Annotated in this window: 12 protein-coding genes; 6 read left to right on the forward strand and 6 right to left on the reverse strand. The window is 72.4% G+C overall.

Features of this window, described 5'->3' with window-relative positions; all coding sequences use genetic code 11:
* The 3 genes from FF041_RS37975 to FF041_RS18005 form a co-directional block, all read right to left on the reverse strand.
* Positions 1–741 (reverse strand): hypothetical protein (locus tag FF041_RS37975; protein ID WP_194292074.1); only part of this gene is annotated, 741 nt, incomplete at its 3' end.
* Entirely contained in the window at positions 738–1076 is a 339-nt protein-coding gene (locus tag FF041_RS18000) for a PadR family transcriptional regulator (protein ID WP_153523750.1), read from the reverse strand. The genes FF041_RS18000 and FF041_RS37975, both read right to left, overlap by 4 nt.
* A gap of 89 nt (positions 1077–1165) precedes the next feature.
* Positions 1166–2725: an aromatic amino acid ammonia-lyase gene (locus FF041_RS18005; RefSeq protein WP_153523751.1), complete on the reverse strand. Its 1560-nt coding sequence runs from the start codon at positions 2723–2725 to the stop codon at positions 1166–1168.
* A gap of 287 nt (positions 2726–3012) precedes the next feature.
* Here FF041_RS18005 and FF041_RS18010 point away from each other — a divergent pair, with 287 nt between their 5' ends.
* The 6 genes from FF041_RS18010 (at position 3013) to FF041_RS18030 (ending at position 9964) form a co-directional block, all read left to right on the forward strand.
* The gene (locus FF041_RS18010; RefSeq protein ID WP_228388313.1) at positions 3013–4161 is read left to right on the forward strand and encodes an ABC transporter ATP-binding protein; all 1149 of its coding nucleotides are present in this window, start codon (positions 3013–3015) and stop codon (positions 4159–4161) included.
* Positions 4158–4805, forward strand: a complete 648-nt coding sequence (locus FF041_RS18015; RefSeq protein WP_153523752.1) for an ABC transporter permease — start codon at positions 4158–4160, stop codon at positions 4803–4805. The genes FF041_RS18010 and FF041_RS18015 overlap by 4 nt, the downstream gene beginning before the upstream one ends.
* A 1-nt stretch (position 4806) precedes the next feature.
* Positions 4807–5469, forward strand: a complete 663-nt coding sequence (locus tag FF041_RS18020; protein WP_153523753.1) for an ABC transporter permease — start codon at positions 4807–4809, stop codon at positions 5467–5469.
* Positions 5470–5505: 36 nt separating this feature from the next.
* Positions 5506–6462, forward strand: coding sequence for an ABC transporter substrate-binding protein (locus FF041_RS18025; RefSeq protein ID WP_153523754.1), 957 nt, complete (start codon positions 5506–5508; stop codon positions 6460–6462).
* A gap of 41 nt (positions 6463–6503) precedes the next feature.
* Positions 6504–6632 (forward strand): hypothetical protein, encoded by a 129-nt coding sequence (locus tag FF041_RS40080; protein WP_267133200.1) that lies wholly within the window; start codon positions 6504–6506, stop codon positions 6630–6632.
* A gap of 563 nt (positions 6633–7195) precedes the next feature.
* Entirely contained in the window at positions 7196–9964 is a 2769-nt protein-coding gene (locus tag FF041_RS18030) for a helix-turn-helix transcriptional regulator (RefSeq protein WP_323392029.1), read from the forward strand.
* Between the two features lie 15 nt (positions 9965–9979).
* Here the strand turns inward: FF041_RS18030 and rfbB are convergent, their stop codons facing one another.
* The 3 genes from rfbB to FF041_RS18045 are packed head-to-tail and all read right to left on the reverse strand — an operon-like array spanning position 9980 to position 12224.
* The gene (gene rfbB / locus FF041_RS18035) at positions 9980–10975 is read right to left on the reverse strand and encodes a dTDP-glucose 4,6-dehydratase (RefSeq protein ID WP_153523755.1); all 996 of its coding nucleotides are present in this window, start codon (positions 10973–10975) and stop codon (positions 9980–9982) included.
* Positions 10972–12036, reverse strand: a complete 1065-nt coding sequence (locus FF041_RS18040) for a glucose-1-phosphate thymidylyltransferase (RefSeq protein ID WP_153523756.1) — start codon at positions 12034–12036, stop codon at positions 10972–10974. The genes rfbB and FF041_RS18040 overlap by 4 nt, the downstream gene beginning before the upstream one ends.
* Positions 12033–12224, reverse strand: coding sequence for a hypothetical protein (locus FF041_RS18045; RefSeq protein WP_153523757.1), 192 nt, complete (start codon positions 12222–12224; stop codon positions 12033–12035). Before FF041_RS18045 ends, FF041_RS18040 begins: the two co-directional genes overlap by 4 nt.
* Between the last annotated feature and the right edge of the window lie 22 nt (positions 12225–12246).

Here is a 12246-nt window from a genome sequence, read left to right on the forward strand (position 1 = left end):
GAGCATCGCGCCCGTCTCGCGCAGCCCCGAGGACCGCGCGCGCAGCGCGAGAACGATCCCGGTGACGGTGAGGGCCAGCAGGGGCCAGGCGCCGTACTCCGTGCTGACGCCGTCGACCGCCCCCGCCTCCACGGCCGCGACGGGCAGCCAGGCGGCGCCCCCCATGGCTCCGGCCGCCGCCGAAGCGCCCTCGCCGGGGCGCAGATCGGGGGGACAGGCCAGCACCACGGCGATGGTGAGGACCGCCGTCACCGGGACGAGCCCCCCGCCCTCGTACAGCCACTCCGCGGACAGCGCGAGCACACCCGTTCCCACAAGTCCGCTCACGGCCGCGGCCGTCCCCGCCGCCCAACGGCTCGTCAGGGCGACGATCGCGCCGACGCAGACGAGCAGCGAGCAGAGCAGGCTCAGGGCCCCGACCCCGTCGAGGGTCCGGAGCGACAGCCACACCGGGGTCGGGGAGGCCACGACCCCGGCGCACCAGCGCGTCAGCCGGATTCCGGCGATCACCGCCGCCGCGGCCAGCGCGAACGGCGCGGCCGACGCGAGGAATCGGCCCAGCGGGTCGGCCGATCCCAGGCCGGACCGCACCCGCAGCGCGTGCGCGGCCAGATCCGCGCCCTCCCGCAGCCGGGCCCCGTGGGAGAGGCCCGCCGTCATCTCGCGGTAGGTGTCGGCGATCTCCCGCCCGTACGCGGCCCGGTAGCCGGACGGGTAGAGCACCAGCAGACGCTCGATCACGCGGTCACCGGCGTGCCGCCGAGGCCCAGCCGCCGCCTGGCCTCCTGGACCGCCACGGCCAGCCGCTCGGCTTCGAGGGCGAGTCTCTCCCGGCCGCCGGGGGTCAGGGCGAAGACACGGCGAGCCCGGCCGTCGACGATCTCCTCCTGCCGTACCTCGATCAGCTCCTCCGCGACCAGCCGGTCCAGGGCTCCGTACAGCGCCCCGGTGCGCGGCGCCACCCGGCCGTCGGTGATGCCCCTGACCTCCTGCGCGATCGCGTACCCGTGCCGGGGCGCGTCCGCCAGGGCCGTCAGCACCAGCAGCGCCAGTTCCTGCATCGCCCGTTCGCTCATGACCTCAGGGTATTCGGTGCGACGGACCCGCCGGCGCCTGGTTGCCCGGAGGCGCGCGGGCAGCGGCGACCGCTCCGCCGGCAGGTCCGTCAGGGCAGCCGCGCGAACGCGTCGAGCAGGGCTGCCGCCGCCGTCACGTCATCGGTCAGCGGGCGGTCCGCGGGGTTGTCCTCCAGGATCTCCGCGGCCAGGTCGAAGGCGCGTTCCGCCGCGAGGCCGGGGGCGGGCCGCAGACCGCGCAGCCGCAGCGCCCGGACCGCGGCGACCAGTTCGCAGCCGATGATCAGCCGGTACGCCCCGGCCGAGCGCAGCGTCTGCCGGGCGGCCAGCGAGGCGAAGCTGGCCTGCTCCTCCACGCCCCGGGAGAGCACGGTGTGGCCGAGGGACGCGGGCGCGGAGAAGGCCCGCAGGTCGCCGAGGGCGGCCCCGGCCGCGTACTCCAGGATCATCACCCCGGAGCTGGCGGGCTCCCCGTCGGCGAGGAAGGGGCGGAGCCGGGTGAACGCCGGTTCGTTGAGGGCGGCGAGACGGGAGGTGGAGAGCCGGGCGGTCTGGGTGAGGGCGAGCCGGAAGTGGTCGAGGGCGAGCGCGAGCCCGGCGAGATAGAAGCCGCCGTGGTGGTAGGCGGCCTTGTCGGGCGGGCAGATGAGGGGGTTCTCCGTGGCCGTGTTGACCTCGGTGGCGATCGCCGCGCCGAGGGCGTCGGCCGCCTCGTGCGCGGGTCCGTGTATCTGGGGCAGACAGCGGAACCCGTACGGGTCCTGGATCCGGCCGAGCGGCGGGCGGGGGCGCTCGGGCGCGCCGAGCAGGGCTCGCATCCGGGCGGCGACGGCGTAGGCCGGCAGATCGGCGCGGGGGGCGTGGACGGGTTCGGCGTACGCCTCGTACGAGCCGTTGACGGCCAGGTGGGAGAGGGCCGCGACCACCTCCGTCGCGGCGATCAGGGCGCGCAGTTCGTCGAGGGCGAGCGCGGACTGGCCGAGAGTGAGGGCGTTGGAGCTGATCAGCGCGAGGGCGTCGTTGTCGTCGAGGGGGAGTGGCGGGGGCGGGGGGCCGCCGCGCCAGGGGTGTTCGCCCGCGAGGGCGAGGCCGGTCTGGGCGAGGGCGGCGATGTCGCCGGTGCCGACCGAGCCGAACTCGTTGACGACAGGGTAGGCGCCGGAGTCCAGCGCGGCGCAGAGGGCCGTGATGACGGCGGGGTCGAGCCCGGCGCCGCCCGCGAGGAGCTGGTTGGCGCGGATCGCGAGCATGGCGCGGACCTCGCGCGCGGGGAGCTCGGCGCCGACGGCTCCGGCGTGGGAGCGCAGCAGACGGCGGCCGTGGCCGGCGGCGGATCCGGCGGGCACGTCCTCGCCGCGGTTGGCGCCGACGCCGGTGGAGCGGCCGTAGACCCGTCCGGTGAGGGCGAGTTGGCGGGCGGTGTGCCAGGAGGTACGGGCGCGGTCGAGGGCGCCGGGGGAGGGGACGGCGCGGGCGGCTCCATCGGCGATCCGGACGGCGACGGCGGGGGAGAGGCCGAGGCCGTCGAGGGTCACGGTCTCGACGGGACGGACAGGGCGTATAGGGCGGACGGGGTGAGAGGGACCGGGGTGTTCAGCGGGGTCGGTGCTTCCGGTGCTTCCGGTGCCTCCGGTGCGTCCGGTGTGCATGGTCGCTCCGGGCGGTTCGGATGATTCGGGCGCTCCGGACGGCTCGGACGGCTCGGGCAGCTCGGGCAGCTCAGGAGGCTCGGACGGCTCGGCGGCTTCCGGTGGGGGTGTCCCACACGATCTGCCCATCATGCGAGAACACACCATTGGCGAAATCCTCCCTCTCCGAACACCGTCAATCTCGCCGTTCACGCGCCGACCACAGGCGATTGACGCCGAGGCATTGACAACTTATTCAGATACCGAGAACTCTGCATGACTATATGCAGCCGGGCAAGGGGCGATCAATGATCGAATTCCGGGCAGTGCACAAACGCTTCGCCAATGGCACGACGGCCGTTCACGACCTCACCCTCTCCATGCCCGCGGGCGGGATCACCGTCCTCGTCGGCTCCTCCGGGTGCGGCAAGACGACCACGCTCCGCATGATCAACCGGATGGTCGAACCGACCTCCGGCACGATCCACGTCGACGGCAGGGACATCTGCTCCCAGGACGCGGCCCTGCTCCGTCGTTCCATCGGATACGTCATCCAGCAGTCCGGACTCTTCCCGCACCGGACCGTCCTCGACAACATCGCGACCGTGCCGCTCCTGCTCGGCTGGGGCCGCCGCAAGGCGCGGACCCGGGCGGCCGAACTCCTGGAGACCGTGGGCCTCGCGCACGACGCGGGCAAGCGGTACCCGCACCAGCTCTCCGGCGGTCAGCAGCAGCGCGTCGGCGTCGCCAGGGCGCTCGCGGCCGACCCGCCCGTGCTGCTCATGGACGAGCCGTTCGGCGCGGTGGACCCGGTCGTCCGCACCCAGCTCCAGGACGAACTCCTCCGGCTCCAGAAAGAACTGGACAAGACCATCGTCTTCGTCACCCACGACATCGCCGAGGCCATACGCCTCGGCGACCGGATAGCCGTCTTCCGCACCGGCGGCCGGCTGGTGCAGTGCGCGACCCCGGCGGAACTGCTGGCCCGGCCCGCCGACCCGTTCGTCGCGGACTTCCTGGGCGCGGAGCGGGGACTCATGCTGCTGTCCCTGATCCCGCTCGGCGACCTGCCGCGAAGGCCGGTGCCGGAGGGCGGGCGGTGGGAGCTGGTCCTCGGGCCCGGCCGCAGGCCGAAGGGGTGGCGGGACCGCTCGGCCGGCGACGGGGACGGCGCGCTCCTCCCCGTACGGCCGCTGCGGGACGGGGACTCGCTGCTGTCAGCGCTCAACGAGTCGGTGGGCTCACCGTGCGGACTGGTCGTCCGCGTCGATACGGAGGGCGCGCTGACCGGGGTCACCTCCCGCGAGGAGGTCCACGACCGGGCGGGCACGGCCCACGCGTCGGCGGCACGGGCGGCGAGCGCGCCCCCGGAGCCCGCCCCCCGGGCCGGGGACCACCCCCCGGTCGCCGACCCGGCCCCCGCCTCCGCCCCCGGAACCACCGGCGGCGCCCCATGACCGTCGAATGGGACTGGATCGCCGACCACACCGGCGAGCTGACCGCCCTGAGCGTCTCGCACCTCCAGGCCGCGCTGACCGCCGTCCTCCTCGGCCTGCTGATCTCCCTCCCGCTCGCGGTCCTCGCCCACCGGGTGCGGCAGTTGCGCGGACCGCTCCTCGGGATCGCGAACGTCCTGTTCACCATCCCCTCCATAGCGATCTTCGTGCTGCTGCTCCCGGTCTCCGGGCTCACCCGGACCACCACCGTCACCGGTCTGACCGTCTACACCCTGGTCGTCCTGCTCCGTAACACGGTCGACGGCCTCGACGCGGTCCCCGCGAAGGCCAGAGAGGCGGCGAAGGCGATGGGCGCCCGCCCGCTGCGGACCCTGCTGACCGTCGAGCTCCCCCTCGCCCTGCCCGTGATCATGGCCGGGGTGCGGATCGCCACCGTCATGTCGATCTCCCTGGTCAGCGTGGCCACCTATATCGGCGACGGCGGCCTCGGCCAGCTCTTCACCGACGGATTCCAGCGGAACTTCCCCACCCCCGTGCTCGCCGGGGTCGTGCTCACCCTTCTCCTCGCCCTGGTCGCGGACGCGCTGCTGGTGGCGGTGGAGTACGTCCTCACCCCCTGGAACCGGAAGGGACGCAGAGCCTGAGATGGGCGAACTCCTCATGGACCTCGGAGCCTGGCTGACCAGCGGCGACCAGTGGTCGGGCGTCGACGGCATCGCGAACCGGCTCGGCGAGCACCTGGAGTACTCGCTGATCGCCACGGTCATCGCCGCCGCGATCGCCCTTCCGACCGGCCTGCTCATCGGACACACCGGCCGCGGCGCCTTTCTCGCGATCAACCTCTCCTCCTTCGGTCGCGCCCTGCCGACCGTCGGGCTGATCGTGCTGGTGTTCCTGGCCAGCGGGCTCTCGATGACCCCGGTGTACGTCTCCCTCGTCGCGCTCGCGGTGCCGTCCATCGTCACCAACACCTACGCCGGGATGCGCGCCGTCGACCCCGAGACACGGGACGCGGCCCGGGGGCAGGGCATGCGCGCTCACCAGGTCCTGCTGCGGGTGGAGATCCCGCTGGCGCTGCCGCTGATCATGACCGGGCTGCGGCTGGCCCTGGTCCAGGTGGTGGCGACCGCCACCATCGCCGCGTACGTCAGCTTCGGCGGGCTCGGCCGCTATGTCTTCGACGGGCTCGCCCAGCGCGATCTGGTGCAGGTGCTCGGCGGCGCCGTGCTCGTCGCCGCCGTCGCCCTCGTCCTCGATCTCGCCCTCGCGGCGCTCCAGCGCGCCCTGTTCGTCAACCGCCCAGCCTAGGTCGTGTCTTCAAAGTCCCGCAGAAACGGACCCGCCATGCCCAGTCATCTCCCCGGCTCTCCCACCCCCCGGCGCGCGGTGCTCGGCGGGCTGCTCGCCGCGGCCTCCGTACCCGCCCTGGCCGCGTGCAGCGGCGGCATCACCTCCCTCGACGGCGGCGGTGACCTCTCCGGCGGCGGCTCCAGCGAGGACGGCATCACCATCGGCACCGCCAACTTCACCGAGAACCAGATCCTCGGCCACCTCTACGCCGCCGTTCTGAAGGACGCGGGCGTGAAAGTACGGGTACGGCCGAACATCGGCAGCCGGGAGATCCTCTTCCCCGCCGTCCGGGGCGGCGAGATCGATCTGCTGCCCGAGTACCAGGGCGCGCTGCTCCACCATCTCGACGAGAAGGCGAAGGCGACGGAGGAGGGCGAGATGCAGAACCGAATCGCCATGGCCCTGCCCGCCGGGTTACAGATCCTCCCCTACGGTCTGGCCGAGAACTCCGACGCGTTCGCGGTCACCCGCGAGACAGCGGAGAAGTACGGTCTCAGCACCCTCGACGACCTGGCGAGACACAACGGGAAACTGACCATCGGCGCCCTGCCCGAGGTCAAGACCCGGGTGGTGGGGGTGGTGGGGCTGAAGGACGTGTACGGGGTGGAGTTCAAGGAGTTCAAGTCCCTGGACTCCTCGGGGCCGCTGGTCAAGGGCGCGCTGAGGAAGGGCGATGTGGACGTCGCCAATCTCTTCACCACGGACACGGACATCACGGCGGAGGGGTGGGTCGTGCTCGGCGACCCCAGGAATCTGATTCCCGGGCAGCATGTGGTCCCGCTGATCGCGGACCGCCGGGCCGACTCCCGGGTGCGCAAGGCGCTCGCCCGCCTCGGGGCCGTACTGACGACGGAGGCGCTGACCGAACTGAACCGGCTGGTGGACAAGGAGAAGGAGGACGCGGACGACGCGGCTGTGGCCTGGGCGCGGAAGGCCGGGCTCGTCGGCTGACACGCGGCCGGGGATCTCCCTCCCGGTCGTCGGCCCAGGTCATGGCGTGCCCGCCCGCCCGCTCGCTCGTCGCCGACGCCTCGGACGGGCTCCCCGCCGAGCGATCGAGCGATTCGGCCGAGGCTCGCACGAACGTCACCGGGCAGTACTCCACGTACTACATGGCCTGAATCAGGCACCGGAGCGCCAGTGAACAGGGGGTTTCCAGCCTCGCACAGCCCCCGATTGCACACTCCCATTGATCACGTGATGGCTTTGAACTGCACATTTGCTCATGAAGAATGCATGCCGGCCCGTGGGATTCCGGACGGTCCTCATGACCCGTCGCATTTCTCCGCTGAACCTTTGCGCGCCCGAAAGCGTACTCCCCTTTAAAGGTGAAGTGGAGGACTGCTCGATCGAGGGCTGGCTGGGCGGTTGACGATTCGACCTGTGTACCGGTGAGCCCTCCGCGCCCGCCCTCATGGCGCCCGTGCCCGTGTACCCCGTACGGGTCGCCGGGAGCTCCCCGCCCATGACGTTCTCCGCACGGTTACGCGCACACTGAGGAGATCGCCGATGTGACCTGCACGGACCTGGCTGACCGTCAACCCGGCTGACACCGAGCCGAGAACCTCAGTCCCCTCCCCTCGAAATCATGATACGGAGCGTGATGAGTCCCAACTCACGATCGTTGCCGCAGGTACGAGGCCGGGAACCACAGCTGGCACAGATCAGCGCGAACCTGCGCAGCGTGACAAGCGCCCGGCGGAGCAAGGTCCTTCTGCTGGAGGCGGCGCCCGGCGCGGGCAAGACCCGCCTTCTCAGGGAAGCCGTCGGCATCGCAGGCAGAAACGGCTTCACGGTCGTCGACGGCGCCTCGGCCGGTCCTGACGCCGCCCCCGGGGCGGCGCCGGCGCCTGTCGGCACCCGCCCGCACCCACCGGGCGCCGCCGAGGGCGGATGCCACGATCCGGGCGCGTCCTCCGCGATCGAGACGGCACGGGCATGGCTGCGCGATGACGCGGAACGCGTCCGCGCCATCGTCGCGCTCGACGATCTGCATCTGGCCGGCCTCCCCGCCCTGACGGCGCTGTGCGACCTCATCGTGGCCCTCAGCGCCCGCCCGATCCTCTGGCTGCTCGCCTTCGCCCCGGACGGGGACGCCGCGCCGTACGAGCCGGTGAAGAGCTGTCTCCGCGAGCTCCGGGGCAGACTCCCGGTGGAACCGGTGCGGGAGTTGGGTCCGCTCTCGGGCGATGCGCTGACGCGACTGGTCGCCGACTGCACCGGAGCCGTCCCCGGCCCAGCGCTCCTCGCCCTGGCGGAGAGCGTCAACAGCACGCCCCGTACGGTGATCGAGCTGGTGCGCGGACTCGTGGAGGACGGCGACATATGCGTGGTCGACGGCACCTCGCGGCTACAGCCCGGCTCACCCGGCAGCGCCCCCGCCGGGGCGGGCGTCTGCACGCCCGCGCTGGTGCCGAAGCGCTTCTCCGCGCTGGTCCAGAAGGATCTCCGGTCGCTCTCCGGGCCCACCATGAAGGCTCTCAGGCTGGCAGCGGTGCTCGGATCGCCGTTCGCGCCGGAGGATCTGTCGGCCATGCTCGGCGAAGCACCGGTCGGCCTGCTGACCGCGGTGGACGAAGCGGTCAACCGGGGGCTTCTGGTCTGCGGTGAGCACGATCTCGCGTTCCGCGGTGAGCCGATCTGGCGTGTACTGCTCGACTCCGTGCCGCCGCCGGTGTGCGCGCTGCTGCGCCGGCAGGCGGCGGAGATGCTGCTGTCGCGTCCCGACGGCGTCGAACGCGCCGCCCTCCAGCTGGTGCACATCGCCCAGCCCGGCGACGTCGCGGAACTGCGCATCATCGCCGAAGGCTCCCAGCGGCTGCTGGCCGCCGATCCGTCGACCGCGGCGTCGCTGGCGACCCGCTGCATGGAGCTGCTGCCCCCCGGGCAGCCCGAGCGCGTGCGCCTTGCGAAGACCGCGGTCGAGGCGTTCACCAGGGTGGGCGACCTGGACCGGGCGATCAGCCTGGCCAAGGACACGATCGACGGGGCCGCGCGGCTCCCGGCCCCGTGGCCGGCGGCGCTCGCCGGAGACATCGCCGCGCTGCGAGCGTCGATGTCGACCGCGCTGCTGCTGCTGGGAAACGCACGGATGGCGCGGCGGGCCGCGGCCGACGCCCTCGCGGCGCAGAAGGGCGGAGTCCAGCACAGCGGGGCCGTGATCACCCATCTCGCCGCCTCCTATCTGACCGGCGACAGCACCGCGGTCGAACGAGCGCGGAAGATCCGCGGCGCACCCGACCGTCACCCGCCGGCCGTGCGAGTCGGCGCGATGACCGTCCACGCGTTCGACCAGTGGTGCGACGGCCGGGTGGGCGATGCGGTGGGAAGCCTGCGTCAAGCCGTCGCGCTCGACCACGGGAGCGAGGAGGTGCAGCCCTTCGATCCGCGCTGGTTCCTCGCCTTCGCCCTCACCAGGACCGATGAGTACGAGGAGGCGGAGGCGGTCGTCCAGTCCGCCGCCCCGACGGCCGCCGCGGGGGCGGGGACGCTGGCCGCCGCCCTCCCGGCCGTGCTCCGGGCGCCGCTGCATCTCGCCCAGGGCCGCCTGGACGAGGCCGAGGAGGCGGCGAGGGTCGGCGTCGGCATGGACGGCCCGTATGTGCCGATGCTCGCCCCGCAGGCATGGCTGGTGCTGGCCCGCGTCGCACTGCGCCGGGGGGCGTTCACCCAGGCCGGGGATTACCTCAAGATCCTGGACAAGGACTTCCCGCAGCGTGACGCCTCCAGCCCCTGGCGGGCCCCACGCCTTCTGCTGAAGGCGCAGTCGGCCGAGGCCCAGGCGGACTCCCGGGCGGCGATGGAGGTGCTGGCGGAGATCTGGGCGCAGGCCGGCGCGCTCCGTGAACTCGTTCTGGACGATCCGGCCGCCGCCGCCTGGTGTGTTCGCTGCGCGCTCGCCGCGGACATGCCGGATATCGCCCAGCTGGTGGTCGACACGACGGAACACCTCCGCACGCACAACCGGCGCGTTCCCTCGGTGCTCGCCGTGGCCCTGCACGCCCGCGCACTCGCCGAAGGAGACGCGGACGCCGTGGCCCGGGCAGGCCGGCTGCACCGGAACCCATGGGCTCAGGCCGCCGCCGCCGAAGACCACGCCGGACTGCTGCTCGACCACGGCGATCACGAGAGAGCGATCGGCGAGCTGGACCGTGCGATGAGCGCCTACGGCACCCTCGGCGGCGAGCGGGATGCCGCACGGGTACGGGCCCGGCTGCGCCGGCTCGGTGTGCGGCGCCGGCACTGGACGCACGCGAAGCGCCCGGTCTCCGGCTGGGAGAGCCTCACCAAGACGGAACGGATGGTGGCGGAACTGGTGGCCGGCGGGCTCACCAATCAGCAGGCCGCGCGCCGTCTGTTCATCTCCCCGCATACGGTCGGGTTCCATCTGCGGCAGATCTACCGCAAGCTCGGGATCCGGTCCCGTACGGCTCTGATCCGGTTCAGGGCGTAGCAAAGACCACGCCCTTCACGGCGTGGCGAAGACCCCGCCCCGGAGTCCCGCCGGAGCGGCCCAGGGAGCGCGCTCCTTCAGCGGCTCCCACCACCGGCGGTTGGCGGCGTACCACTCGACGGTCTCGGCGAGGCCCCGCTCGAACGCGATCCGCGGCGCGTAACCGAGTGCTCTCAGCTTGCCGTCGGCCAGGGAGTAGCGGCGGTCGTGGCCCTTGCGGTCGGGCGCCCGCTCGACGCGCTGCCAGCCGGCGCCGAGCGCGTGGAGCAGCCGGACGGTCAGTTCCCGATTGGTCAGCTCGGTGGTTCCGGCGATGTGGTAGACCTCGCCCCGCTCGCCCCGCTCGGCGACCAGCCGGACGGCCCGGCAGTGGTCGTCGACGTGGATCCAGTCGCGTACATGGCCGCCGTCGCCGTACAGCGGCACGTTCAGGCCGTCGAGCAGCTGGGTGAGGAAGAGCGGGATGACCTTCTCCGGGTACTGGTACGGCCCGTAGTTGTTGCCGCAGCGGGTGATGCTGACGGGCAGCTCGTGTGTGCGCGCGTAGGCGAGCGCGATCAGATCGCCGCCGGCCTTGGACGCGGCGTAGGGGGAGTTCGGGCTGAGCGGGGCCGTCTCGTCCCAGGAACCGGCCTCGATGCTGCCGTACACCTCGTCGGTGGAGACGTGGACGACCCTCGGGGCGCCCGCGTCGAGGCATGCCTGCATCAGGGTCTGCACGCCCAGGACGTTGCTGTGGACGAACTCGCCCGCGCCGGCTATCGACCGGTCGACGTGCGACTCGGCGGCGAAGTTGACGACGACGTCGTGGCCGGGCACCACCTCCCTGAGCAGCCCGGCGTCGCAGATGTCGCCGCGTACGAAGGTGAACCGGCCCGCGACGGGCTCCAGGTTCGCCGGGTTCCCGGCGTAGGTGAGCTTGTCGAGCACGGTCACCGCGTCCGCGCCGGCGAAGGACCGCACGAAGTGCGAGCCGATGAAGCCGGCGCCCCCGGTCACGAGAATCCTCATGACACGACCTGCACCTTGCTGTGGTCGCCGAGGACGAGACGGTGGGCCCGCAGGATCCGGGGCGTCGACACCACCTCGACCTCGCGTCCGATCAGCGAGCGCTCGACGCGCCGCACTCCGATGAGGGACGCCCCGCGGAGCACGATGGAGTACTCGACCTCGCTGTCGATCACCGCGCAGTCGCTGTCGATGGAGGTGAACGGACCGATGTAGGAGTCGCGGATCCGCGAGCCGGCCGCGACGACCGCCGGGCCGACGATCCGCGACCCGGTGACGGTCGCGCCCTTCTCGATCACCACCCGCCCGATCAGCTCGCTGGAGTGGACCTCGCCGGAGCAGTCGGCCTCGACTCCGTCCAAGACGAGTCGGTTGACCTCCAGTACGTCGGCGACGCTGCCGGTGTCCTTCCAGTACCCGGAGACGACGGTCGAGTTCACGCGGCAACCCGCGTCGATCAGCTCCTGGATCGCGTCGGTGATCTCCAGCTCGCCCCGCCACGACGGTTTGAGGCGGCACACCGCGTCGTGCACACGGGCGGTGAACAGATAGACGCCGACCAGCGCGAGATCGCTCTTCGGATGCTCCGGTTTCTCCTCAAGACCGATCACCCGGCCGCGGGGATCCAGCTCGGCCACGCCGAACGGACGCGGGTCCGCCACCCGGGTCAGCAGGATCTGGGCGTCCGGGCGGTCCGCCCGGAATCGCCGTACGAGCGCGCTGATGCCGCCGACGATGAAGTTGTCGCCGAGGTACATCACGAAGTCGTCGTCGCCGAGGTAGTCCCGGGCGATGCGCACGGCGTGGGCCAGGCCCAGCGGCGCCTCCTGCGGGAGGTAGGAGACGTCCAGGCCGAACCGCGAGCCGTCGCCGACCGCGGACTCGATCTCGGCGGCCCTGTCGCCGACGACGATGCCGACCTCACGGACGCCCGCCTCGGCGATCGACTCCAGGCCGTAGAACAGGACCGGCTTGTTGGCGATGGGCACGAGCTGCTTCGCCGAGGTGTGGGTGATCGGCCGGAGCCGGGAGCCGGACCCGCCGGCGAGCACGAGCGCCTTCATCGGCGTCCCCTCACCCGGACGGCCGGTGAGCGGCGGCGCACGGTCTCGCGCGCTGCCTCCGGCACGGTCTCGGGCACGGTCTCTGGCGCGGTCTCGCGCGCTGCCTCCGGTCGGTCGTCGAAGGCCCCCGGGATCTGCCGGTGCGCTTCCTGGCCGCTCAGTACGCCGGTCTCAAAGGTACGAGCCATCGTCTCCCCAATATCCGTGGAA

The organism is Streptomyces jumonjinensis (assembly GCF_009600885.1).
Taxonomy (GTDB): domain Bacteria; phylum Actinomycetota; class Actinomycetes; order Streptomycetales; family Streptomycetaceae; genus Streptomyces; species Streptomyces jumonjinensis.

Bases quoted from the DNA above. Each gene is read 5' to 3' on its own strand.
- FF041_RS18015 (WP_153523752.1), top strand. From the start codon at position 4,158: ATGACCGTCGAATGGGACTGGATCGCCGACCACACCGGCGAGCTGACC.
- FF041_RS18040 (WP_153523756.1), bottom strand. From the start codon at position 12,036: ATGAAGGCGCTCGTGCTCGCCGGCGGGTCCGGCTCCCGGCTCCGGCCG.
- FF041_RS18000 (WP_153523750.1), bottom strand. From the start codon at position 1,076: ATGAGCGAACGGGCGATGCAGGAACTGGCGCTGCTGGTGCTGACGGCC.
- rfbB (WP_153523755.1), bottom strand. From the start codon at position 10,975: ATGAGGATTCTCGTGACCGGGGGCGCCGGCTTCATCGGCTCGCACTTC.
- FF041_RS40080 (WP_267133200.1), top strand. From the start codon at position 6,504: ATGGCGTGCCCGCCCGCCCGCTCGCTCGTCGCCGACGCCTCGGACGGG.
- FF041_RS18025 (WP_153523754.1), top strand. From the start codon at position 5,506: ATGCCCAGTCATCTCCCCGGCTCTCCCACCCCCCGGCGCGCGGTGCTC.
- FF041_RS18020 (WP_153523753.1), top strand. From the start codon at position 4,807: ATGGGCGAACTCCTCATGGACCTCGGAGCCTGGCTGACCAGCGGCGAC.
- FF041_RS18045 (WP_153523757.1), bottom strand. From the start codon at position 12,224: ATGGCTCGTACCTTTGAGACCGGCGTACTGAGCGGCCAGGAAGCGCAC.
- FF041_RS18010 (WP_228388313.1), top strand. From the start codon at position 3,013: ATGATCGAATTCCGGGCAGTGCACAAACGCTTCGCCAATGGCACGACG.
- FF041_RS18005 (WP_153523751.1), bottom strand. From the start codon at position 2,725: ATGCACACCGGACGCACCGGAGGCACCGGAAGCACCGGAAGCACCGAC.